This window comes from Kocuria sp. HSID16901, from assembly GCF_003989425.1.
GTDB lineage: Bacteria > Actinomycetota > Actinomycetes > Actinomycetales > Micrococcaceae > Rothia > Rothia massiliensis.
The window spans coordinates 60,093-81,845 of the sequence record NZ_RBLM01000009.1; the positions used below are offsets into that span (position 1 = coordinate 60,093).

Genomic DNA, 21,753 nt, shown 5'->3' on the forward strand with positions numbered 1-21,753 from the left:
GAGGAAGAATGCACGAACCTTTCCAGACCCCCATCCCGACCCAGTGGATTGGCCCGATCCGTTTGAGCGGCAACGTGGTCGACGGTGAAGAGGTCGAGGTCCCTTTGGCGACCTACGAAACCCCGTTGTGGCCCTCGGTCAAACGCGGCTCCAAAATCTCCCGCCTGGTGGAAGGCGGCATCCGGGCGACCCTCGTGGACGATCGCATGACGCGGTCGGTCTATTTCGAGGCACCTGACGCCGGCGCAGCGTACCGGGTGGCCCAGGAGTTGGATTCCCGGCGCGATGACCTTCAAGCCGTCGTGGCAGGGGCCTCCCGCTTTGCGCGACTCATTGACCTGCACTTCCAGTACGCCGGCAATCTCTTGTTTGTGCGCTTTGACTTCACGACCGGCGATGCGTCGGGGCACAACATGGTCACGCTCGCCGCGGACAATCTCATGCCGTGGATCCTCCAGGAATACCCCGAGCTTCGGTACGGCTCGATCTCCGGGAATTTCTGTTCGGACAAGAAGCCGACGGCGGTCAACGGCATCCTGGGCCGCGGTAAAAACGTGGTCACCGAGATGTTGATCCCGCGCGACGTCGTTCGGCGATTCTTGAAGTCCACCCCGGAACGCATCGCTGACCTGAACACACGCAAAAACTTGGTCGGCACCAACCTCGCCGGCGGGCTTCGTTCCGCGAACGCCCACTACGCCAATATGCTCCTCGCGTTTTACCTGGCGACCGGACAGGACGCGGCGAATATCGTCGAAGGCTCCCAAGGCATCACCACCGCCGAGGTCCGCGACGGAGATCTCTACTTCGCCTGCAACCTGCCGAATCTGATCGTGGGTACCGTGGGTAACGGAAAGGGGGCCGGGCTCGAGATCGTCGAGGACGGCCTGCGTCGATTGGGCTGCCGTGAAGACCGCGAACCCGGCCTCAACGCCCAACGGCTAGCGGTTTTGTGCGCCGCCTCGGTATTCTGCGGGGAACTGTCCCTGTTGGCCGCACAGACCAACCCCGGTGAGCTCATGGAGGCTCACGTCAAGATCGAAAGGAATCGATAGTTGAGCACTCACACGAATCATGAGCAGGCCGGCGAGGAAGCCGGCGTGCCCACCGCGGGTATCCAAGACATCGCCTTCGCGACCGGTCACTACAGCTTCGATCTGAAGAACTTGGCCGACCAGCACGAGATTGACGTCAATAAGTTCTACGTCGGTATCGGCCAGGAGACGATGAGCATCCCGGCCTCGGACGAAGACATCGTGACGATGGGTGCCGCGGCAGCCCAGCGCATCATTGAACGGAACGGCACCGAGGGCATCCGCACGCTCCTGTTTGCGACCGAGTCGGGAATCGACCAGTCCAAGTCGGCGGGCGTGTACGTGCACGGGCTCTTGAAGTTGCCGCGCGAAATCCGCACGATCGAGACCAAAATGGCGTGCTACGGGGCGATTGGTGCCTTGCAGATGGCCCTGGGGCTCGTGGCCCGGAATCCGAAGGAAAAGGTTCTGGTGATCGCCGCCGACGTCGCGCGCTACGACATCGACACTTCTGGAGAACCGACCCAGGGTGCGGCCGCCGTCGCCTTCCTGGTCCAGGCCTCCCCGGACATTTTGGCCATCGAGTCCTCGCAGGGCGTGTACACGAGCGACGTTCAGGATTTCTGGCGTCCGAATTTCCGAAACACGGCGTTGGTGGACGGCAAGTTCTCCGTCGGTGCGTACATGGACGCCTTGGTGGGCGCGTGGCACGATTACCGGGACCACGACGGCGTCGACTTCGACGAGATCGACTGGTTCTGTTATCACCAGCCGTTCACGAAGATGGCGGTCAAGGCCCACATGCGGCTGACCCGGGAAGCCGGTGTTCCCCTGGATAAGCCCGAGGCGGCCCAGGCCCTGGAACCGACATTCGGCTATAACAAGCAGCTCGGCAACAGCTACTCCGCCTCGATCTTCTTGGGGTTCCTGGCGTTGCTGGACTCTGAGACGGACCTTGAAGGCCAGCGCGTGGGCTTCTTCTCCTACGGTTCTGGCGCCGTCGCGGAGTTCTTTACCGGCATCATCCAGCCCGGATACCGCAAGCATCTGCGGGCTCAAGAGCATCAGGCGATCTTGGATGCCCGCGTGCCGATCGGTTACGACCGGTACCGAGTGCTGCACCCGGGAACCTTGGTGCAGCCGCTGGACAACTATCGCACCGAGCGCGAGACCCAGGGGCCGTTCCGCTTCGAGGGCGTGAGCGAAGGGTCGCGGCTCTACCGGTAGGAACGGTCCGAGGAGGCCGGCGTACTGCGGACTCGAGCCAACGTACGCCGGACCATCCTCATGGTCATGACCATTCCGAGCACGATGGCGGCGATGGGCAGAACCTGCGTCCACACATAGGCGTTGTCGAAGGAATTCTGGGAAATCGCGAAGGCCTTAGAACCGGCTTCGATCATGAGGATCGCGGCCCAAACGAGGCACACCTGACGCTGGAGCTTGCGAAATCCGGGGACATTCGCCCATAGGTCTCGCCACCAGGCGAGGCCCTCGGGGGTGCCTCCCGTCGCGAATCGTTGGCCGTACCAGTACGTCACCGGCCTACCGACCACCGTGCTGGCCGCGAAGATCACGGCGATGATCCCCGTCACGAAACAATCCTTGTACAGTAGGACTTTCGCGTCGTGGCTTCCGAGCAACGCGACCCCCGCGGAAAGCAGATTGAAGACCAGGATCGCCAGTGATGCCCCTCCAAGGACGCGAGTCTTGGCCCAATAGATGACCCCGCCCACCAACGGCGGAAGCATGGACCACAGGTATGCCGCGAATTCCGTGCCGCCGTGGGAGGTCACCCATTGCACCACCAGTATCGACGCGACGATTTCGGCGGCCGTCAGCGCCCACATGAAGAGGTTGTTGCGGACGGAGAAGCGCGGGGGCTTCTTCGCGCCCTCGGCGGCATCGTGCGATGACGTTCCCGGGGTTGGTTGTTCCGTCGGTTTTGGGGCCGAATACTCGATGTCACGTGGGGCGACGTTCGTGATGTCCATATCCCCAGCATGGTCGGGTTTCGAGGCGGGTACATCTATCGAAAGTCATGATCTGCCCATGACAAGTGTCATGACACCCCCACGGCCCGCGCCGTATTAGCCCAGAACGATCGGGGTGACGATGCGGGTCGCCTCCGCGATGGCTTCCTTCTGTAGGGCGGTGTCTTGAGTGTGGCTTGAAACCGTGAAGATCGAGAGAATCACCGGTGACCCCTTCGTAGGCCACAAGACCGCGACGTCGTTGGACTCACCGTGTGATCCGGCCCCGGTCTTATCGCCCACCGTCACGCCGTCGGGCACCCCGGCGCGAATCTGATCGGCTCCGGTGGTATTTGCTTTTAGCCACGTCGTCAGGCGCAACCGATGCTCGGGGGTCAGCACCGACTCCAGGGCGAGGTTTCCCAAGGTAGTGCAGAAGGCCGACGGGGTGGTGGTGTCCAGGTCTGCATCGGCATCGTTCAGGGTCGGTTCGGTACGATCCACGCGCGTGACGACGTCGCCCGCTCCGCGCACAAATTCCGTCACCGCGCCCGGGCCTCCACACACCTCGACGAGTAGATTCGCGGCGGTATTGTCGCTGACCGTGATCGCCGCGTGGCAGAGGTCTTCCACGCTCATGGAACCGCCCACGTGCTGGCTCGTGACGGGGGCGTAGGCGAGAATATCGTCGGCGGCGATGGGTATGTGGCGGGTCAATAGCGTCGAGTCGCTTGCGGCGCGATGGAGGATCGCTGAGACCGCGAGGACCTTTCCGACCGAGCAGAAGAGGAACCGCTCGGTGGACCGATAACCGAAGCGAACCTGGGTCCCGGTGTTGATCGCGTGGACGCCAATGCGGCCGTCGAGCCGCGTTTCGAGGTCGCGGAGCTTCTGTGCCGCATCGAGGCGGTGGGAATTCTCCGTCGGGTTGTACGCCGAGGCCGACGTGGTGCCGGCGTATGCCAGCGGGATGAGTGCCGTGGCCCCAGCGAGGAGGCTGCGGCGGGAGGTGGAGCGTCCCGGGAGGTGCTGGCGACGAGGTGAGGAAGTCAAGGAATCTCTTTCCGTTCTGGCGAAGAGATGCAAGTGATGAAGTCACAGGTTATCAACCCATGCTCCGAGAATCTGATGGGCGGACTCCCGTGGGAGCCGCCCATCAGAGGGTTAGTTTCGGATGCGTGCGGTCACGAGACCGGCCGTGGCCTCGGCGATGGCGCGTTCCTCGTCGGTCGGTACCACCAGAACAGGTATCGCCGACTCCGAGGTGGAGATCACACGAATCTCTCCCGAACGAACCTGATTGGCCTCGTCGTCGAGGTGGATGTCGAGCGCGCGGAGCTGGTCCACCACGAGCTGGCGGAACTCCGGAGAATTCTCACCAATACCGGCGGTAAAGATAAGAGCCTTCATGCCGCCGACGGCCACGTGGTAACCGCCGATGTACTTGGCCAAACGGTAGGCGGCCATATCGATCGCCAACGTCGCCTTGTCGTCGCCGGATTCGGCTCGTTGCTCCAAATCTCGCATGTCGTTAGATCCGCCGAGCGCCACGAGACCGGACTCCTTGTTGAGAATCCGGTCAAGTTCCTCGGCGGTCATCGACTTGTCGCGCGTGAGAATTCCGGTCAGGACCGAAGGGTCGACGTCGCCGGCGCGAGTGCCCATGATGAGTCCGGCGAGGGGCGTGTACCCCATGGAGGTGTCCACGGACTTGCCGGATTGAATGGCCGTGACCGACGCGCCATTGCCCAGGTGCGCCACCACGGCGTCGAAGGATTCTCGCTCCACGCCCAGAAACTCAGCGGCCTTGCCCGTGACGTAGTCGTGGCTGGTGCCGTGGAAACCGTAGCGGCGGATGCCATGCAGGCGGTAGAAGGAATCGGGGATCGCGTAGCGCCAGGCTTTTTCGGGGAGAGACCGGTGGAAGGCGGTGTCGAACACGACTACCTGCGGAAGGTTCGGCCACTTCTTCTCGACAGCGCGCAGGCCCAAGGCCGCGGCCGGATTGTGCAATGGAGCCAAGGGGGCGAGGCGCTCGATGGCGCGAACGATTTCGTTGTTGACGATCACGGGTGCGGAGAACCGCTCGCCTCCGTGGACCACTCGGTGGCCGACGGCGTCGATAGTTCTACCCTCGAGGGCCTCGTCGAGGCGCTCAGCCATGAGGTCCAGTGCCTGCGCGTGATCGGCGATCTCGCCGCCTTCACCAATGTTCTCGATCAAGCCCTTGGTGAGAACCCGGCCGCCATCCGCGCCGACGGTCGCTCTCTCGAGCGTGATCCGTTCGTTGATCGCGGGCATCGAGGATGTGTACGGAGCGAGCTGTTCTTCCTCCGTGGCGACCTCGCGCACTTGGTACTTGATGGAGGAGGAACCCGAATTAATGACCAGGACGAGCATGGTGTTCCCTTCGCGTCAAAAACGTATGTAGCCCGATTATCCCACCGTCATATCGCCGTGGGGGTCTCTGTGGGCGTCGTCTCCCTCAGTGTGGGTACAGCGGGGCATACCCGATCTTGCGGAAGATGCATTAATAGAACAAAATTGTTCGCCTAGGCGTACTTTTATCAGGACCGTGCCACCGCTCGTCGGGGCGCAGAAAGGATTCGGTCGTCATGACGTATTCGGTCAGCATCATCGTGGGAAGCCTGCGGCGGGGCTCCTTTGCCCGCAAAATCGCGCGGGAGGTCGCCGGATATTTCGGGGAGGGCATCGAGGCTTCCATCGTGGAGATTGGGCAGCTTCCGCTGTACAACTTCGATTACGACGACCCGAGCGTTCCGGACGTGCACCTACCCGTCGAGTACACCGAATTCCGGAGCTCGATCCACGAATCCTCCGGGGTGCTCTTTGTGACACCCGAGAACAATCGCACCATTCCCGCCTGCCTCAAGAACGCCATCGACGTCGGGTCCAAGCCGAACGACGACGTCGCCTGGCGCGGAGTTCCGGTGGGCATCCTCAGCCACTCGGTCGGCCGGATGGGCGGTTATAGCTCCCAGAAGAACCTGCGACTCGCGCTCTCCTACTTCGACATGCCGACCGTGGGGCAACCGGAGGTGTTCCTGGGGCGTTCCCCCGAATTATTCGACGAACAGGGGAGACTCGATGCCGAGAGCACGCGCGAATTTCTCCAGGACTACATTGATCGTTTCAGCGAGTTAGTCCGCTCGCAGGCGGCGGCAGGGCGGCGCTGATCGCCGTCACCCTGCCGCCGAGGATTTGCCTACTTCTCCTTGACCGGAACCGCCAGACCGGTGATCAGCGTTTCGGGGTCCACGTCGGGCCCGGGCTTGGTGTCGTACGCCTCCCAGAAGGGTAGGAGCGGCGACTTGCCGTCGGCGTCGATGGCCTCCATGAAGGCCTGCCACGATGCGGCGAGGCCGTCGTACGGTCCGTGGTGTTTGGCGATGGCCAGGGTCTCGCATGCTGGCAACTCGGAGTTGACGATCTCGACGTCGTTGACCGTGGTGTTCGAGGGCAAGGGTGAGTCAACGGGGAAGCCGACTTCAAATGTTGCGGTATCGCTGGGCCTGGCCTCGTGACGGGCGAAGGCCGGACCGGTGGGGGTGAAGGCACCTTCTCCGATGGCCTGGCCTAGCGCGGAGAAAGCCTGGTCCATCGCGGTCGGCATCTCGCGCATGGGGTATTCGCGGAACCGGACGACCACGGTGGGAAATCCGGGGAATTCGATGTATTCGACGTCGCTGAGACTCATGGGTCTGAACTCCTAGGGTAGGGGCTTCACAGTCTACGGTTCTCGGGGCGGCGCGTCAGGGGCGTCATTTAAGGACAAAGCCTGGAGCGGGCGAAGGCATCGTGTCACCATAAGTCTCATCGACATGGAATCGGGTGGAGAGGGAATCACCATGGCATACCACCAGGCGGAAGGGTCTCAGGGGTCCTTTGACGACATGAACTTCCACACCCGCAAGTGGGTGCGCCCGGAAGATCTCAATGCGAACGGCACACTTTTCGGTGGCAGCCTGTTGCGCTGGATCGACGACGAGGCGGTGGTCTACGCGATGATCCAGCTCGGCAACCAGCGCATCGTCACCAAGTTCATTTCCGAGATCAATTTCGTCTCTTCGGCCACGCAGGGAGACATCATCGAGATTGGGCTGCAGGCGATCGCCTTCGGCCGAACTTCGCTCACCATGCGGTGCGAGGTCCGGAACATCATTACCGGACGCGCGATCCTGTCGATCGAGCGGATCGTGTTCGTGGGGCTCGACGCCGACGGCAAGCCTCTCGAGCACGGATTCACCGGCGTGACGTACCAGCGCGATCGCTTTCCTGAGGAGCTCCGCAACAAGGAGCCCGGACTCTAGGGGGCGTTACGCCCAGAGGGTGAAGACTTCCCCACTCTGCACGCCCTCGACCGACCGCACGAAGGCTTGGGCGACGTCGGCGGCGGGAACTTGCCGGAACCCCGGGAACGAAGGGTGGTATCCGGTGGCTTCGCGCAGGACCGTGGGGCTGACCGCGTTGATCCGCAGGCCGCGAGGCAGTTCCGCCGCGGCGGTTCGCACGTAGGACTCGACCGCGCCATTGGCCACGGCCGACGCAACGCTGCCGTGGATCGGGACGGTCGTGAGAATCCCGGAGATCAGAGTGATGGAACCGCCGTCGGTCAGGCGCTTCAGGGCCTCGGTTGCGATGTTGATTTGGCCCATGGCCTTGTCCTGCAGGCCGGCCATGTAGTCCTCCGCGGTCAGCTCTGTGACGTGCTTGAACGGGGCGCCGCCGGCGCAACTGACCACGGAGTCGACGGTGCCGACGCGCTCGAAGAGATCCCGGACTGAGGCAGGGTCGGACATGTCGACGCGTTCACCGCTGCTGCGTGAGGCGCGGATAACCTCGTGCTGCTGCTGTTCCAGGGCTTGGGCCACGGCGCTACCGATAAGACCCGATGCTCCCACGACGATGATTCTCTGAGCCATGATGACGGCACCCTTCTCGAAGTGTTGAGGCGATTCTTCCGCTCACCCGACCGCGTGTCAGCGGACGCCGGAGTCTCTCGCGGAAACAGTATTGCAAGCCTATCTAAGACTGCGACCGCTTGCTTACTGCGCCTGGGCCTGAATCGCCGTGATGGCCACCGTGTTGACGATGTCGTCCACGGTGCAGCCGCGAGAGAGGTCGTTAACCGGTTTGCGCAAGCCCTGCAGGACCGGGCCGACGGCGACCGCCCCGGAGGACTGTTGCACGGCTTTGTAGGTGTTGTTGCCCGTGTTCAAATCCGGGAAGACGAAGACCGTCGCGCGGCCGGCCACCTGAGAGTCCGGCAATTTCGACTTGGCCACTGAGGCGTTGGTCGCGGCGTCGTACTGGATGGGACCTTCGATAGCGAAGTCCGGGTTGGAGGCGCGGACTAGGTCGGTGGCCTCGCGGACTCTGTCGACGTCTTCGCCGGACCCGGATCCGCCCGTCGAGTAGGAGAGCATGGCTACCCGAGGTTCGACGCCGAATTCCCGGGCCGTTTGGGCGCTCGCCTTGGCGATATCGGCCAACTGCTCGGCGTTGGGGTTTGGGTTGACGGCGCAGTCGCCGTAAACGAGCGCGCGATCTTCGAGAAGCATGAAGAAGACCGAGGACACGACCTTGACGCCTTCCTTGGTCTTCACGAATTCCAGGGCCGGTCGAATGGTATTCGCGGTGGTGTGCGCGGCACCCGAAACCATGCCATCCACGTGGCCGAGCTGAACCATCATGGTTCCGAAATAGGAGCCATCGAGCATGCGTTCGCGAGCCTGATCGAGGTCCACGCCCTTGTGAGCGCGCACGCGGGCATATTCCGCGGCGTATTCTTCGAGCAGGGGCGACGTGGCCGGGTCGATCAGCCGTACCTCGCCGGCCGCCGGGTTTTCCGAAGCCGTGAAGGTCAGGTCGATGCCTTCCGACTGGGCCAGCTCGCGGACGTTCGAATCGCTGCCGAGGATCGTGAGGTCGCAGAAGTTTCGGCGGACGATGATTTCGGCAGCGCGGAGAATGCGGATGTCCTCGCCCTCGGGAAGGACCACCCGACGTCGGTTGGAGCGAGCCGTTTCGATGAGTTCATGGAGGAAACGAAGCGGCGTCATGGTAGCCGGGCGCGGGAGATCCAGGCGTCCGAGAAGTTCCTTGTCATCAACCCTCTTGGACCATTCGCCCATGGCCGCAGCGATCTTTCGAGGTGCGCCAGCGCGGAGTTCACCGTGCACCGACCCCACCGATTGCGCCGCAGAATAGGTATCCAGAGAAGTTCGCAGGATGGGGAAGGGCGCGGAGCCGATCAGTGCTTTGGTCGCGGAGTTGATGTGGAGATCCCCGGAGAGAAGAACACCGGAGGGCACCGGGAATGTGGGGGAGAAGGCCGAAGCCAAGGTGGCCATGACGACGTCCGATCGATCCGCCGGGGTGATCACGAAATCGCCGTCGGCCATCTGCTCCAGGAAGTTTCCGACCGTCATGGCAGCCACCTTCACGCCCTGGATGTCGCGGTCGAGGGAAGCGCTGACGTCGTCGGCGGACAGTCCCATCTCGTGAACCACCTCGGCGACGGTCGGCTGAGAAATGGCCGGGGTTTCCGGGAGAACGTACACGTGGCCACCGCGCCGACCCGCCGGAATGCGGGATTCGACCTCTTGAGCCACGTCCGGATGAACTCGGTTAACGACGATGCCGAGGAGGTCGGTCTTCGCGGCATGCAGCTCGGCCCGGGTGACCTCCACGGCGTTGATGATGTCTTCAACCGACTCGGCCTCAGCGCCAGAAATGACGGCGAGCACGGAACAGCTCATGGTGTTGGCGAGCCGGGCATTGAGGTCGAATTCGGCGGTTGCGGCGTTGTGGGCGAGGAGGTCGGTGCCATCCACGATCACGGCGTCGTACTTTTGCGACATTTCCGAGTAGATCGACAGCGAGATGTTGAGCAGCTCGCTGATGTCCCCGGAAGCGAGGACCTCGCGACACGTCGCGAGGCTGACGCCGCCGCGGGCGGAGGATTCGTCAAGATCAAAGGTTTCACGCATCAAACGGATGCGAGGGTCGGTGTCCGCGGAGTCGGTTTCGAAGACCGGCCGGAAATACCCCACAGAATCCGCTCGACGGATGAGGGAGTCGGCCAGCCCCAGGGCCACTAAGGTCTTCCCGGCAAGCGGGGTCATCGCATCGAGGAAAATACCGGTCGTCATGAATCGTCCTTACGCTCAGTAACTCGGGACAGCGTCGCTGCCTCTCCCACGATTTTAAGCGGTCCTCGATGCCGAGGATACGTGGCGCCGAGCACTCGAGGGGCCCGACGATCGTGCGGACGGGTCAGCTCTTCGCGATCTCGGCCAGCCGCGCCACACCCTCGTCGGAGAGTTGCACCCGGTTGGTGTCCCAAGGGTAGGGCTCCACCGGAAGTTGTTCGAAGGAGATCTGGTCCCGGGGGACCTGGGTAAAGGTTCGGATGAAACTCAGGAACTGCGTCGAGGACTTCAGGCCGTCGTCGACCATGATCGAGGACGAGGACTGATTCAGGAACGAATAGAGCTTGATCGGGTTGGACAGAGTGGATGAGCTCTGCGCCTTGTCCAAGATGGCCTTCATGACGGTCTGCTGATTCCCGATGCGGGCGAGGTCGCTGCCGTCGCCGATCGCGTGACGTTCCCGGGCCATGGCGAGGGCCTGCGTCCCATTGAGTGTCTGCTGTCCCGCGGGTAGGTCGAGGTTGGCGTCCGGATCCTTGAGGGCCTCGGGGAGATTCATGTCGATACCGCCGAGGGCGTCGACGATGGAGATGAAGCCACCGAAGTTCACGTCCACGTAGTGGTTGATCCCCAGCCCGGTGAGGGTTGAGACGGCCTCAATGAGTTGAGAGTCACCGTCGGCGAGAAGGGAGTTGATCTGCACCGGCACGTTGGGTGCGGTCGAGTACGCCGTCGATCCCTTCGGGGGAAGGACCATCGTGTCGCGGGGAATCTGGATACCGGTGACTTTGTCATGGGCGGCATTGATGTGGGCCACCAGGATCGAGTCGCTGCGTCGTCCCTCGGCCTCGCCGGCATCGATGGAACCGTCGCGTTCATCGGAGCCGATAATGAGCACGTTCATCGCGCCCTTGGTGCTCGAGGTGTTGGTGAGTCCCTGGACCTGAGTGGTCTTGATGTTGTGATGAAGGTGTTGGAAGGCCGCGAAAGCGATACCTCCCAGCGCAAGCAGCAAGGCCACGATGAGCACAATGGTCACTCGCGTCCACCGGATACGGAAACCCGTTTGCGCGTTTGCAGCGGGTACGGCGGCCATCGGCTCGGTCGTCAGTGTGTGCGGGTCGCGTTGCTGGTAGTGCGGCATGGAGGTTCCTTGGGCGTGGAGAAGGACGGCGCACGGCGTTGGCGCCGGGCAGGTCTGGTGCGACGTCGCACGGCGAGTGCCGACCGATTCGGGCCTCGGTGATGGGGAACGTCGGCTGCGGTCAGGTGCTCGAGATGCAAATTTTATGCAGTCTGCCTGCGGAAATGCTGATGCCGCCGTGTGAACTAGTGGGGAATCGTGGCATTGAGTGGGGTGCCGTCTCGCGGGGACGGTGGCATGCTGGAGGCATGTTATTTGCTTTCTCTGTTGCCCCGTCCGGTGGAGACGCCCCGGATGCCTCCGTCCACGACGCCGTCGCCGATGCTGTGAAGATCGTCCGGGAATCCGGCCTCCCGAATCGAACCGACGCGATGTTCACCACGATCGAGGGCGATTGGGACGAGTGCATGGACGTCATCAAGCGCGCGACCGAGGCCGTTGGGAAATATGGAACCCGAGTCTCGTTGGTGTTGAAGGCGGACATTCGTCCCGGCTACGACGGGGAACTCACCGGAAAGTTGGAACGTCTCGAGAAGGCCATCGAGTCAGAGGCGTGAGTTTTGTCCACGATGGAAAATACGCGTTGACCCCGGTGGGTCCGTCGGAGCAATCCGCGTATTCGCAGGTCCACGTCAAGGCGTTGGCGGCCTCGTACCGGGAGATCATTGGCGAGGAATTCTCGACGACGATTCGCGCGGAGGCTGCTTCCGTGGCCGACGAAGATCGGGCCTATCTGCGACGCTCCGACGCGCAAGCGGTCATCGCCTGGTCCAACCCCCAGTTCGAGGAGACCAACGATTTCGGGTGCTGCGGCGTCGGGGCGGATCCGGACTTGTGGACCCGGCCCGTGGGCATCGCCCTGACCATCGACGCCGGCCCACTCGAGGCATGGGAGCGTGAGATTGGTGCGGTCCCCATCCCCGGAGCCGTCGAGGCAGGTGCCAGACAACTGGTGAATCTGTATGTCCTTCCGGAAGCCCAGGGTGAGGGGCTCGGCGCGGAACTCCTGCGGGAGGTTCTGCCCGAAGACTCGCCCGCTTTTCTCTGGCTCATCAACGGCAACGACGGCGCCGAACGCTTCTACCGAAGACACGGCTTTCGCGGATTGGGCGAAGACTTTCCGACCCAGGGGACGTGGGCGCCGTCGACGACCGGCCGCATGGTTCGTGGCCTGTAGCCGAGCACAGTCACTCGGGAGTCCCGCGACCGGCGCGTTCGGCGAAGTCGCCCATTTTCGCCGGTGACAGCTTGGGTCGTCTCAATAAGAACCCGATGGGCCTACGACCAAGTCTGACGTTCGAGGCCGAGTAGAAGGAGTTCTAGGCCCGCGACCAGCTCGGAGCGGTCGTCGTGGTGCCGGAACTCCCCGAGAACCGAATGGACGAAGGGGTATCGGGCGGGGTCCGAGTGGCTCCATTCGGCTACCTGCTCGTCGAATAGCTCCTTCTCCACGTCCTGATCTTCATAGACGTCGCGCTGGGACACCTCGGCCCCCATCCCTGAGGCGTAGTTGACCAGGGCCAACGAGGCGTGGAACCGCTGACTGAGGGTCAGTTCCGTGCGCATGAGCTGCTGGCCGATCTTTTCCCAGAACATCAACGAATTCTCTTGGTCGGGACCCGACTTGAGGAGCTGGTGGGCGAGCCAACGGTGTTCCAACATCTGTTCCATGAGGCATAGCACCATGCGTCGCAGGTTCACTAGGGCCGAGGCCGATTCCGAGCTGGTGCGTGCGTCCGTCGAAAACGGCGCGTGGTCGGCGAATTCGCGAGGGGCGGCGTGGCCGAGACGCTGAAGGTGCTCGTCCTCCGCCAGCGCGCGTCCCAGTAGTTCGTTAGAGGCCAGGGCGAGGAGTTCTTCTTTGCCCGACGCATACCAGTAGAGGCTTGCGGCGCCGCTCTGGAGCTCTGCAGCGAGACCGCGGAGGGTCAGCTTTTCGGCTCCCTCTCGGTCCAGAGTCGCTATGGCGGCATCCAAGATCGATTCGAGGGACAGCGTCGTGCGCGTCCGTCCGCCGCGCCCGCGACTTCGACCGCCGTTTGGTGCGGGGCGACGTCGCCCATGAGGCGGTTGGCCCTCTCGCTGTGTGGCGTCGCGGCTGGCCTGAAGTCGTTCCTCGCGCATTGCGGCGCGATCTTCCGGTGCGCGGGGGCGGGATGGGCGACGGGGAGTGGGCTGGGTCATGACAGAAAATCTACGCAGACCGTTGCGCCATATCAAACAACGTTCTATTCTCGAACATAGTTCGATAACTCGAACGCTGTTCCATTAGTCGAACGACGTTCGATCCATACGAAAGGTTTTTCCATGTCACTCTCCGAATCCCTCGCCCCGGAGGCTCCGCCACGAGCCTCCACGAAGCCGCAATCTCTGGGTGCGGCCTGGCCCGCCCTGCTGGGCCTGTGCCTGGCCATGCTGGTCGAGATGGTCGACAACTCGATCCTCAACGTTGCCCTGCCCTCCGTGGGGCGCGACTTACACGCTGGCCCGACGGATCTGCAATGGATCGTTGGCGCCTACTCCTTGACCTTTGGCGGACTGCTCATGGTCGGCGGAACCCTCGGCGATAAGCTCGGACGTCGCCGGACGCTGCTGACCGGCTTGGCTCTCTTCGGCCTCGCCGGGCTTGCGGTCCTGCTGGTGCAGACCCCGGGGCAACTGATTGCCGTCCGGGCCGTCTCAGGGGCCTTTGCGGCGCTGATGGCACCGCTGACCATGTCCCTCATCTTCCGGCTCTTCGACCGGGACGACCTGCGCAATAAGGCCATCGGTCTGATCATGGTGGTCTCCATGAGTGGTTTCGCGGTCGGTCCGACGCTGGCCGGCCTCGCCGTCGAGCACTGGCCTTGGCAGGCCTTGTTGGTGCTCAACGCTCCCATGGCGCTCATCGCGTGGTTCGGCGTGCGCTTCGGTCTCTCGAAGGACGACCCCGCGGATCGACGTCGTGGAGGTACCGACATCCCCGGTGGAATCTTCTCCGTGGGTGCGCTCGGTCTGATTCTGTACTCGTTTACCTCGGGTACGGAGAACGGCTGGGGCAGCCCGATCACGATCGGCGTGCTCGTCGGCGGTATCGCGTGCCTCGTGGCATTCGTCTGGCGCGAGAAAACCGCGAAGGATCCGATGCTGGATCTGACCCTCCTAGCTATCCCGACCGTGCGCGGTTCGGCCATTCTGCAGACCGGGGTGATGGTCGCGATGGCCGGGGTTATGTTCGTTTCGACTCAGCTGTACCAGTTCGCTTGGGGATGGTCACCAATGATGGCCGGACTCGCCAACCTGCCGTTCGTCCTCGGCATGTTGGGTGCGGGCCCGTTCGTCGACAGGATGGTGGCTCGCTTGGGCCACCGCAAGACGTCGATGGTCGGCGCCGCCTTCGTGATCGGCAGTCTGCTCATCTGGATCTACGCCGTCGGACACGGTTACCTCTGGTGCGCGATCGGCATGCTCATCATGACCATGGGTATGCGGACCATCATGACCACGGGTGCCGTCGCCCTGGTCGGGGCCCTGCCTGAAACGCACACCTCGATCGGGTCCGCGATGAACGACACCGCCCAGGAACTCGGCAATTCTGTGGGTGTGGCCGTCGTCGGAACCGTGATGGCCGCAGCTGTGGGGACGATGCTGCCCCAGGGCGCCTGGGATCCCGCGACGGTTGCCGGATTCGTTCATGGAACGCGCATCTCCTTCTGGATTCTCGCCGCCGCTGCTGTGGTGATGTCGCTGATCGGTGTTCGCACGTTGACGAACTCCACCGAGACCGAAGAGCACTAATTCGGGGAGGGGATCTGCCCGTTAGGGTGGATTCGTGAGCAAGAAGAACAGCCGACGGCGGGCGTCGCCCCCAGATCCTCGGACCACCGAGATTGGGGGCGGCCCCGCCGAAGGCGTATTTGAGATCGATAGCGGCACGGCGGAGCTGGAAAAAGATACGTTTCACCCCGGCGCTTGGTTATTGCGCATCAATAACGTGCAATCGAGCCACGTGATCGTGGGTGAGCCGCGGGAGCTGGCCTTTGAATACATGCGATGGATCGCAGCCGGCGTCGAGCATTTCGTCGAAGGGCGCCTCGACCCCCAGCAGCTTCGCGTGACTCACCTGGGCGGCGGGGCATGTTCGATGCCGCGCTATTTCGCAGCGACGTTTCCTGGCAGCCGCCACACCGTCGTCGAGCTGGACGGAAAACTCGCCAGCTACGTGCGGGAATGGTTCGATATTCCGAGGTCTCCCACCGTCAAAATTCGTGTGGGGGAAGCACGGGCCGTAACCGAAACGTTCGTGGATGCTTCTCGGGACGTGATGATCCGTGACGTGTTCGCGGGGGCAGTGACGCCCGAGCCCCTGACCACCGTTGAGTTTTTTCGGCACGCGCACCGCTCACTGGCGCCGGGTGGCTTGTACGTGGCGAATTGTGGCGATACCCGCGAACTGCGCGGCGCTAAGGCGGAGATTGCCGGTTTGGCCGAGGTATTTGCACACGTCGCGTGCATCGCTGACCCGCCGATGCTCAAGGGACGCCGCTACGGCAATATCATTCTGATGGCGTCGGATGCGCCATTTCCCGAGGCGCTCGCGCCGGAAGCGGCTCGGTTAACTCGCGACCTGTTGGGCGGTGCGGTTCCTGCTCAGTATAAAGACGAGGCGTGGACCAGAACCTTTGCCGCCGGGGCCGAGGCTCGACGGGACGGGAACTAAGACCGACGAGGCCCTCTGAGCCAACCTCGCACCGACGCCGCCTGGGAACTACGATTCGACCTGGTTGATGAGTACGGGCCAGTTGACCTCGTTGGTCCAGCGCTCTTGGTGAGACTCCGGTGGCGCGTAATAACTGCAGTACACGTTCAGGATGAGGGGCTTCCCCGGGGTGATCGGAAGATCGAAGCTCACCGAAGTGTCATCGAACCTCAGTTTTCCCTCGTCCATCGGCTGATACGTGGTGTGCGGGCTTTCGGGGTCAATCGATTCGCTGATCGCACCTTCGTGCACGTCAACAAACAAGTTGGCCGGCGGTATATGGCTGGAAATTCTGAAGGTCAGGGTCTCGCCGGCCACCGTGAGCTTGGGGACGGTCGCGAAATCTTGCGGCTTCTCCTCGTGCTGAAGACGACCATCCTCGAAGAGCCAATCCGTTTGGTGCCACTCGACTGCGGAACCGTTGACGGTGAGCTCGGGGATGCTGGACTGGACTTCGCTGACCTCAACCCACCCGCTATCTGAGACAGTGACGTTGCCTTGGGAGGCTGCTTCAGCGGGGAAAAATTCCTCGCCATTGCCGACGGAGTCCTCGGAGGGAGTACAACCTGATGCGAGTGTCATGAGAGTGAATCCTATGATGAGAGAAAGAAATGTCTTACGCATTGCGCGCAATTCGTGAGATAAACACTTATCCAGCAATGACCTGTCTTTTAATCATGGTGTTTCTCAAATCTTCTGGGGCCTTTGGCTAATAGTTTATGAAACTATACTTTGCCTTGGTTTCCGGCGGATGCCCCTTCGCGCATATGTGTTCGGGCTTTGAGGGCATCTGTTGGTGATTATTAATATTCCGAACCGGCTGCTGCGTCAAGAGGTTCAGAGTGGATGAATTGAATTCCACTGTTTGCGCTAGTCAGAAAAACTAAATCTAGTGAAAGAATCTATTTCTAGGGTTGCGTCATCGGAAGGTGACGATGAGCGTGTGGGCGTCGCGTGATCGCGAGTACCCAATTCGGTGGGGTCTACCGCAGTTAGGGGGCGGTCTAGTCGCCGCCTAACGAAGGTAAGCGCTGCCACACTGGGCAACCGCCACCCGAGAGCTGGGTTCCGTCGGCGGTCGGACGGGGACCGATGGGGAAGAAGGGCAACCGCCACCTCATGGCTTGGTCCCGTCAATTGAAGTGGGCCGATGTGACGAGTAAACAGCGAAAGAGGAACCGTGGGCCTCTGGAGGCCGCTAGCTCTGGTTTTCGACGAGCTTGACCAGACGCTCAAGGTCTTCGCGCACCGTGGCGCAGTCTCGGTCGAACTCTTCATCGGTGAGATCTAACTGCCGCACAGTGAAGAGGATTTCCGAACCGTCCGGATGTGACATCACTCGAAGCGGATTGGTGACGACGTCGCCCGAAGGCAGCGCGACGTCGTGGTCCAGCACGCCGTACTCGTTATGAGGCGCGAACGTCACGGTCACGGTACCCATGGGTGATTCGACTTCGAGGGTGCCCTCAATAACCCTGACCTCGGACTGTGCGAGTCCCGAGGCCCAGCGCGGGAGATTTCGAGGATCCACGGCAAACCGGTACACGGCGTCGGGGTCGGCACTTGAAGTCTGACTGATGTGACGGCTCATCATGAGGCCAGTGTGCCACCGACTCGTCGATTCACCACGTATCAACGAAGCTGTGTGGATAACTGAGCTCGAAGGGCGGATGCGGAACCGATGGCGCATACGGTCCAGGTGCACATCAGGATGCAGCACAGAATGAGTGAAACCGTCCCGAAGATGGGCACATCCGTCCCTTTGCCTAGTAGGTGAGTCCCCAGAGATAGGGTGCCGATCGGGAAGGTCAGGGACCACCATCCGGGGTTGAAGGCCATACGTCCCATAAAACCCCTGATGGTTACGAAGGTGGCCCAGCACGTCAGGGGAATTCCTAGGGTGAACATCGCGATTCCGTACGCGTTAGCTAGGGCCTGCACCGCATCAAGTGCCTCGGGGATCACCAGGTGCCGTGCTTGTGAGGCTAGTGATTGCGCCGCGGCCGTGGATTGTCCCACGACCCCCAGGGGGATCCACGCGGAGGCAGAAGCCGCAAGTGGGATCCGTTGCCTCGACCAGTGGTGGTGATAGGCGGTGATGAAGACGATCGCGCCCACGAAGAGGGACAGAAAGAAGCACGCGACCAGACCCGTGAGCATCCACAACTGGGCGCTGACGCCGGGCAGTATCGGAACGATGGGGGAGCCGGTGGTGGCCGAAACCATCGGAGGCACGACCGCCAGCCCCCACACCGTGGTGGGCGAGCCGACGTCGCTTCCAATGAGTCGCGCGCCGAAACCCACCGCTGAGACGATGCCAACGACGGTGCCGACGCTCCACAAGACGATGTTCAAGAATGTAGCGGTCGCGGAGAATTGCGGGTTCACGGCCGGCGCGACGGTGAGCGTGGCCGATCCGACGGACATGATTCCCATCGACACCATGCCCCACTGGGGCGTCGTGGAGTGATGGAGAACCGATTCCCGGAACGTCCGAGGTCGCTGCACAATGCGTAGCGCGAAACCTGCGGATAACACCACCAGGAGAACCCAGCTGGCCGCCAGGAATGCGATAGCGACGTCGTGCGCGAAGGGAATGTGGTTCAGCAATTTTTCGGTGAGGGTTGCGAGGATTCCGGTTCCCATGACCGATCCATACCAGGCAGGCCCGATGGGTGGTAAGGCAGGTACGGGGTGGGATGTGGAAGTCACTCGCTGGGTATGGGCACCGGGGGCCATGGGCATGAACACACTGGTGATTATTCTTCGCTCTGCCCGACGGGGGTAGAGGGGAAATGAGCATATGCATATATCCTGCGGATATGTACCAGTGGCCTGATCTAACAACCTTGGAGATATTGGTGGCCGTCGCGGACCACGGAAGTTTATCCGCCGGCGCGCGGCAGATCGGTGTCGCGCAACCGAATGCCAGCAGAGCGATTTCGCGCTTGGAGCGCCGCCTGGGCGTGGTGTTATTGACGCGGTCAACGCAAGGATCGGTGGTGACGCCCAAGGGATTGACCATAGTTGAGTGGGCGCGGGACGTACTTGCTGCGGGTGAAAAGTTGATGCGAGGCGCGGAAGGGTTGGCCTCCACGGGAATGGATTCCCTGGTGGTGGTCGCCTCTCAAACGGTCGCCGAACACTTATTGCCCCGTTGGATCTCGCAATTGCGTTCCGTCCACGAGGTGCACGTCGATATTCGCGTGGCTAATTCTGAGACCGCCGTCGCTGACATTATTTCGGGCCGGGCGCAATTGGGTTTCGTGGAAGGCCCAGAGGTGCCCAAGGGGCTTCATCACGTCACGGTCACTCGTGATGAACTGGTGGTCGTGGTGCCTCCCCTTCACGAGTGGGCTTCGCGCACATCTCCGATTTCGCGTCGAGAGCTCGCGGAGACTCAGCTCGTGACGAGAGAAGTCGGTTCCGGTACGAGGACGACGCTCGACCGTGCTCTCGGGGACCAAGGGCCGGTGCGCCCCCTTCTTGAGTTGGAAAGTAATGCCGCCGTTCGTGTGGCGGTGCTTTCTGGGGCGGGTCCCACTGCGCTCAGCCGGTTGGCCGTTGAGGACTACCTTGCTCGGGATGAATTGGTTGAAGTTCCCGTGGAAGGGCTTCGCACCGAGCGGGTCCTGCGGGCGATCTGGGCGGGACCTCGAGAGCTTGCCCGGCCGGCGTCCGATTTACTCGCCGCTTCCCGCGACCCACAGTCCGGGGCGAGGCGAACGCCTCTCATGTGACGGTTACCCTGCTGGCTGGATGCCCGGTCAGCTCGAATTACCCCTGAAGGTCACCATCGACGTAGTACCAGCGGCCTCGTTCGCGAACGAAGCGGCTGTTCTCTCGTTGCACCCCCTTGATGCGCTCTTCCACCGGAGTGCCCGGTGGTGAACGGTATTGCGCGGCAAATTCCACGTGGGCGACGTCGTCGAACGGGCCGCCCTCGGTGTTCAAGATGTCCAGCCGCTGCCACATCAGTGAGTCACTGAGGTCTAGGGTCGCGGGACGTGAGCTGGGGTGCCACGTGGCGAGGAGGTGCTCTCGGTCGCCGACGGCGAAGGCCGTAAATCGGGAACGCATGAGGGCCTCGGCGGTCGGGGCAACGGAATCCCCGCGGAGGACGGGTGCGCAACATGCACCAAATATTTCACCTGTGCCACAAGGGCAGCGTTGGTCTTCCGCAGGGATTCTCATGAGGGGCGACCTCCGAACTAGTGGGTCCAGCCTTGGATGATGCCCATGCCGAAGTACGCCACGAAGGCCACGGACACGATGTACATCAAGGGGTGCACGTCTTTGGCCCGTCCTTGGACGATACGGATGAAGGTGTACGAGACGAAGCCCGCACCGATGCCGTCGGCAATCGAGTACGTAAAGGGCATCATGGCAATGGTCAGGAAGGCCGGTATACCGAGACCCCAGTCGTCCCAGTGCACATGGACGGCCTGGCGGACCATGAGGAATCCCACCACCACGAGAGCTGGCGCGACGGCCTCGAACGGCACGATATTGACCAGCGGAGAGATGAACATGGCCAACAAGAACATCACGCCGGTGATGACCACGGAGAAGCCCGTGCGAGCTCCTTCGCCGATGCCCGTGGCCGATTCGACAAAGATCTGAGACGACGACGCCGAGCCTGCGCCGCCCGCGACGGAGCCGATGGCGTCGACGGCGAGGACACGATTGATACCGGGAATCTTGCCGTCCGGCGTCACGTTGTGGGCCTCGGTCGCCAAGCCGACGGATGTTCCCATCGCGTCGAAGAACACCGAGAGCAGGATCGCGAAGACCATCAGGGTCGCGGCCATGCCGCCCAAGCTCTGGAATGCTCCGAAGAGGTTGAATTGTCCGAGCAGGCTGAGGTCGGGAAGGCCGAGCCACTGGTGAGGCATTTCCGGGGCGACGAGGGACCAGCCGGTCGGGTGGTCGTGCGAGGAACCCGAAGGAGTAACGGCCTCGAGGACCACCGACAGGATCGTAGAGATGACGACTCCGATGAGGATGGCGCCGCGGACGTTGCGAATCATCAGAGCGATCGTCAGGAACAGTCCGACGATGAACACCAGGATGGGCCAGCCGATGAGGTCTCCGTTGATGCCGAAAGAGACCGGAACCGTGGTACCCGCGGAGTCGGGCATCCGGCGGATGAACCCGGCATTGACGAACCCGATGAGTGAGATAAACAGGCCGATGCCGACGACGATGGCAGTCTTGAGCGATTGCGGTACGGCATTGAAGACGGCGGTGCGGAACCCCGTCAACACCAGCAGAAACATGATGATGCCCGCCCAAACGACCAGGCCCATCAGATCCGACCAGGTGAGATTCGGCGTCGTGGAAATGGTTGCCGCCAGGAAGGCATTGACGCCGAGGCCGGCAGACATCGCGAACGGGTGGTTGGCGATCACGCCCATCAGGATGGTCATGACGCCCGAAACGAGTGCGGTCGTTGCCGCGACTCGTGCCAGACCCAACTCGGAGCCATTGGCATCGGCGATGAGGCCGAGGACGAGCGGGTTGAGCACCACGATGTAACTCATCGCGAAGAAGGTCGCTAGGTGTGCTGTCCAGGCAGGTTGTTTTGGATTCTGCTGATGGGTGGGGCCCCGATTGCGGAGTGGTGCCTGTGATGATTGTAGAAGTGCAGCCAGCCTGGTAGCGCCATGCGACGCTCGGCTTCTGATCC

21 protein-coding genes and 2 pseudogenes are annotated in these 21,753 nt (G+C 62.4%); 9 read left to right on the plus strand and 14 right to left on the minus strand.

Features of this window, described 5'->3' with window-relative positions; genetic code table 11:
• The first annotated feature begins 8 nt into the window (after window positions 1–8).
• Entirely contained in the window at window positions 9–1,055 is a 1,047-nt protein-coding gene (locus D8M21_RS10305; RefSeq protein ID WP_082156886.1) for a hydroxymethylglutaryl-CoA reductase, read from the plus strand.
• Window positions 1,056–2,261: a hydroxymethylglutaryl-CoA synthase gene (locus D8M21_RS10310; RefSeq protein ID WP_238651360.1), complete on the plus strand. Its 1,206-nt coding sequence runs from the start codon at window positions 1,056–1,058 to the stop codon at window positions 2,259–2,261. It begins immediately after the preceding gene.
• Here D8M21_RS10310 and D8M21_RS10315 read toward each other — a convergent pair.
• The 3 genes from D8M21_RS10315 to D8M21_RS10325 all read right to left on the minus strand — a co-directional run bounded on the left by D8M21_RS10315 (window position 2,252) and on the right by D8M21_RS10325 (window position 5,407).
• The gene (locus D8M21_RS10315; RefSeq protein WP_048683132.1) at window positions 2,252–3,028 is read right to left on the minus strand and encodes a VC0807 family protein; all 777 of its coding nucleotides are present in this window, start codon (window positions 3,026–3,028) and stop codon (window positions 2,252–2,254) included. The genes D8M21_RS10310 and D8M21_RS10315 overlap by 10 nt on opposite strands.
• Window positions 3,029–3,124: 96 nt before the next feature.
• A complete protein-coding gene (bla, locus tag D8M21_RS10320) occupies window positions 3,125–4,060 on the minus strand; it encodes a class A beta-lactamase (protein WP_048683129.1) in 936 nt (311 codons plus the stop codon).
• Between the two features lie 111 nt (window positions 4,061–4,171).
• On the minus strand, window positions 4,172–5,407 hold the full coding sequence (locus D8M21_RS10325; RefSeq protein ID WP_048683127.1) for an acetate/propionate family kinase: 1,236 nt from the start codon (window positions 5,405–5,407) through the stop codon (window positions 4,172–4,174).
• A 215-nt stretch (window positions 5,408–5,622) separates the two neighbouring features.
• Between D8M21_RS10325 and D8M21_RS10330 the strand changes: the two genes are divergently transcribed.
• The gene (locus D8M21_RS10330) at window positions 5,623–6,204 is read left to right on the plus strand and encodes an NADPH-dependent FMN reductase (protein ID WP_048683124.1); all 582 of its coding nucleotides are present in this window, start codon (window positions 5,623–5,625) and stop codon (window positions 6,202–6,204) included.
• Between the two features lie 29 nt (window positions 6,205–6,233).
• On the opposite strand, the gene D8M21_RS10335 is transcribed toward D8M21_RS10330, so the two are convergent.
• On the minus strand, window positions 6,234–6,725 hold the full coding sequence (locus tag D8M21_RS10335) for a GyrI-like domain-containing protein (RefSeq protein ID WP_048683122.1): 492 nt from the start codon (window positions 6,723–6,725) through the stop codon (window positions 6,234–6,236).
• A gap of 151 nt (window positions 6,726–6,876) precedes the next feature.
• Here D8M21_RS10335 and D8M21_RS10340 point away from each other — a divergent pair, with 151 nt between their 5' ends.
• Window positions 6,877–7,338, plus strand: a complete 462-nt coding sequence (locus D8M21_RS10340) for an acyl-CoA thioesterase (RefSeq protein ID WP_082156899.1) — start codon at window positions 6,877–6,879, stop codon at window positions 7,336–7,338.
• 6 nt (window positions 7,339–7,344) lie between these two features.
• On the opposite strand, the gene D8M21_RS10345 is transcribed toward D8M21_RS10340, so the two are convergent.
• The 3 genes from D8M21_RS10345 to D8M21_RS10355 form a co-directional block, all read right to left on the minus strand.
• On the minus strand, window positions 7,345–7,950 hold the full coding sequence (locus tag D8M21_RS10345; RefSeq protein ID WP_048683119.1) for a short chain dehydrogenase: 606 nt from the start codon (window positions 7,948–7,950) through the stop codon (window positions 7,345–7,347).
• Between the two features lie 123 nt (window positions 7,951–8,073).
• Complete coding sequence (pta, locus tag D8M21_RS10350; RefSeq protein ID WP_048683116.1) at window positions 8,074–10,182, minus strand: phosphate acetyltransferase; 2,109 nt, start codon at window positions 10,180–10,182, stop codon at window positions 8,074–8,076.
• 124 nt (window positions 10,183–10,306) lie between these two features.
• Window positions 10,307–11,326, minus strand: coding sequence for an LCP family protein (locus tag D8M21_RS10355; RefSeq protein ID WP_048683113.1), 1,020 nt, complete (start codon window positions 11,324–11,326; stop codon window positions 10,307–10,309).
• Window positions 11,327–11,574: 248 nt separating this feature from the next.
• On the opposite strand from D8M21_RS10355, the gene D8M21_RS10360 reads away from it, so the two are divergent.
• Both D8M21_RS10360 and D8M21_RS10365 read left to right on the plus strand, forming a co-directional pair.
• Window positions 11,575–11,883, plus strand: coding sequence for a thiamine-binding protein (locus D8M21_RS10360; RefSeq protein ID WP_048683110.1), 309 nt, complete (start codon window positions 11,575–11,577; stop codon window positions 11,881–11,883).
• Window positions 11,880–12,503, plus strand: coding sequence for a GNAT family N-acetyltransferase (locus D8M21_RS10365; RefSeq protein ID WP_048683107.1), 624 nt, complete (start codon window positions 11,880–11,882; stop codon window positions 12,501–12,503). The genes D8M21_RS10360 and D8M21_RS10365 overlap by 4 nt, the downstream gene beginning before the upstream one ends.
• Before the next feature lie 101 nt (window positions 12,504–12,604).
• On the opposite strand, the gene D8M21_RS10370 is transcribed toward D8M21_RS10365, so the two are convergent.
• A complete protein-coding gene (locus D8M21_RS10370; RefSeq protein WP_238651362.1) occupies window positions 12,605–13,510 on the minus strand; it encodes a TetR/AcrR family transcriptional regulator in 906 nt (301 codons plus the stop codon).
• Between the two features lie 123 nt (window positions 13,511–13,633).
• Between D8M21_RS10370 and D8M21_RS10375 the strand changes: the two genes are divergently transcribed.
• Together D8M21_RS10375 and D8M21_RS10380 are read left to right on the plus strand one after the other, a co-directional pair.
• On the plus strand, window positions 13,634–15,103 hold the full coding sequence (locus D8M21_RS10375) for an MFS transporter (RefSeq protein ID WP_048683104.1): 1,470 nt from the start codon (window positions 13,634–13,636) through the stop codon (window positions 15,101–15,103).
• Window positions 15,104–15,137: 34 nt separating this feature from the next.
• Window positions 15,138–16,025 carry a spermidine synthase gene (locus D8M21_RS10380; RefSeq protein ID WP_202975620.1) on the plus strand — a complete coding sequence of 296 codons (888 nt, stop codon included), beginning with the start codon at window positions 15,138–15,140 and terminating at the stop codon, window positions 16,023–16,025.
• A gap of 48 nt (window positions 16,026–16,073) precedes the next feature.
• Here D8M21_RS10380 and D8M21_RS10385 read toward each other — a convergent pair whose 3' ends face one another.
• The 3 genes from D8M21_RS10385 to D8M21_RS10395 form a co-directional block, all read right to left on the minus strand.
• A complete protein-coding gene (locus D8M21_RS10385) occupies window positions 16,074–16,646 on the minus strand; it encodes a hypothetical protein (RefSeq protein WP_126855850.1) in 573 nt (190 codons plus the stop codon).
• A 616-nt stretch (window positions 16,647–17,262) separates the two neighbouring features.
• Window positions 17,263–17,658 carry an SRPBCC family protein gene (locus D8M21_RS10390; RefSeq protein ID WP_174229722.1) on the minus strand — a complete coding sequence of 132 codons (396 nt, stop codon included), beginning with the start codon at window positions 17,656–17,658 and terminating at the stop codon, window positions 17,263–17,265.
• Window positions 17,659–17,696: 38 nt separating this feature from the next.
• Window positions 17,697–18,809, minus strand: a complete 1,113-nt coding sequence (locus D8M21_RS10395) for an SLAC1 family transporter (RefSeq protein WP_048683370.1) — start codon at window positions 18,807–18,809, stop codon at window positions 17,697–17,699.
• 77 nt (window positions 18,810–18,886) lie between these two features.
• Here D8M21_RS10395 and D8M21_RS10400 point away from each other — a divergent pair, with 77 nt between their 5' ends.
• Complete coding sequence (locus D8M21_RS10400) at window positions 18,887–19,804, plus strand: LysR family transcriptional regulator (protein WP_048683098.1); 918 nt, start codon at window positions 18,887–18,889, stop codon at window positions 19,802–19,804.
• A 37-nt stretch (window positions 19,805–19,841) separates the two neighbouring features.
• Here the strand turns inward: D8M21_RS10400 and D8M21_RS10405 are convergent, their stop codons facing one another.
• From D8M21_RS10405 to D8M21_RS10415, 3 genes and pseudogenes are all read right to left on the minus strand, one after another.
• Window positions 19,842–20,258 carry a YchJ family protein gene (locus tag D8M21_RS10405; RefSeq protein ID WP_048683095.1) on the minus strand — a complete coding sequence of 139 codons (417 nt, stop codon included), beginning with the start codon at window positions 20,256–20,258 and terminating at the stop codon, window positions 19,842–19,844.
• Between the two features lie 17 nt (window positions 20,259–20,275).
• Window positions 20,276–21,625 (minus strand): annotated as a pseudogene (locus tag D8M21_RS10410) (NCS2 family permease); the annotation flags it as partial.
• Window positions 21,622–21,753, minus strand: a pseudogene (locus tag D8M21_RS10415) (IS481 family transposase); the annotation flags it as partial. The pseudogenes D8M21_RS10415 and D8M21_RS10410, both read right to left, overlap by 4 nt.

Coding starts and splice junctions, on each gene's coding strand:
- D8M21_RS10305 (WP_082156886.1), top strand. CDS start 9: ATGCACGAACCTTTCCAGACCCCCATCCCGACCCAGTGGATTGGCCCG.
- D8M21_RS10315 (WP_048683132.1), bottom strand. CDS start 3,028: ATGGACATCACGAACGTCGCCCCACGTGACATCGAGTATTCGGCCCCA.
- D8M21_RS10325 (WP_048683127.1), bottom strand. CDS start 5,407: ATGCTCGTCCTGGTCATTAATTCGGGTTCCTCCTCCATCAAGTACCAA.
- D8M21_RS10330 (WP_048683124.1), top strand. CDS start 5,623: ATGACGTATTCGGTCAGCATCATCGTGGGAAGCCTGCGGCGGGGCTCC.
- D8M21_RS10335 (WP_048683122.1), bottom strand. CDS start 6,725: ATGAGTCTCAGCGACGTCGAATACATCGAATTCCCCGGATTTCCCACC.
- D8M21_RS10340 (WP_082156899.1), top strand. CDS start 6,877: ATGGCATACCACCAGGCGGAAGGGTCTCAGGGGTCCTTTGACGACATG.
- D8M21_RS10345 (WP_048683119.1), bottom strand. CDS start 7,950: ATGGCTCAGAGAATCATCGTCGTGGGAGCATCGGGTCTTATCGGTAGC.
- pta (WP_048683116.1), bottom strand. CDS start 10,182: ATGACGACCGGTATTTTCCTCGATGCGATGACCCCGCTTGCCGGGAAG.
- D8M21_RS10355 (WP_048683113.1), bottom strand. CDS start 11,326: ATGCCGCACTACCAGCAACGCGACCCGCACACACTGACGACCGAGCCG.
- D8M21_RS10360 (WP_048683110.1), top strand. CDS start 11,575: ATGTTATTTGCTTTCTCTGTTGCCCCGTCCGGTGGAGACGCCCCGGAT.
- D8M21_RS10370 (WP_238651362.1), bottom strand. CDS start 13,510: ATGACCCAGCCCACTCCCCGTCGCCCATCCCGCCCCCGCGCACCGGAA.
- D8M21_RS10375 (WP_048683104.1), top strand. CDS start 13,634: ATGTCACTCTCCGAATCCCTCGCCCCGGAGGCTCCGCCACGAGCCTCC.
- D8M21_RS10385 (WP_126855850.1), bottom strand. CDS start 16,646: ATGACACTCGCATCAGGTTGTACTCCCTCCGAGGACTCCGTCGGCAAT.
- D8M21_RS10390 (WP_174229722.1), bottom strand. CDS start 17,658: ATGATGAGCCGTCACATCAGTCAGACTTCAAGTGCCGACCCCGACGCC.
- D8M21_RS10395 (WP_048683370.1), bottom strand. CDS start 18,809: ATGCCCATGGCCCCCGGTGCCCATACCCAGCGAGTGACTTCCACATCC.
- D8M21_RS10400 (WP_048683098.1), top strand. CDS start 18,887: ATGTACCAGTGGCCTGATCTAACAACCTTGGAGATATTGGTGGCCGTC.
- D8M21_RS10405 (WP_048683095.1), bottom strand. CDS start 20,258: ATGAGAATCCCTGCGGAAGACCAACGCTGCCCTTGTGGCACAGGTGAA.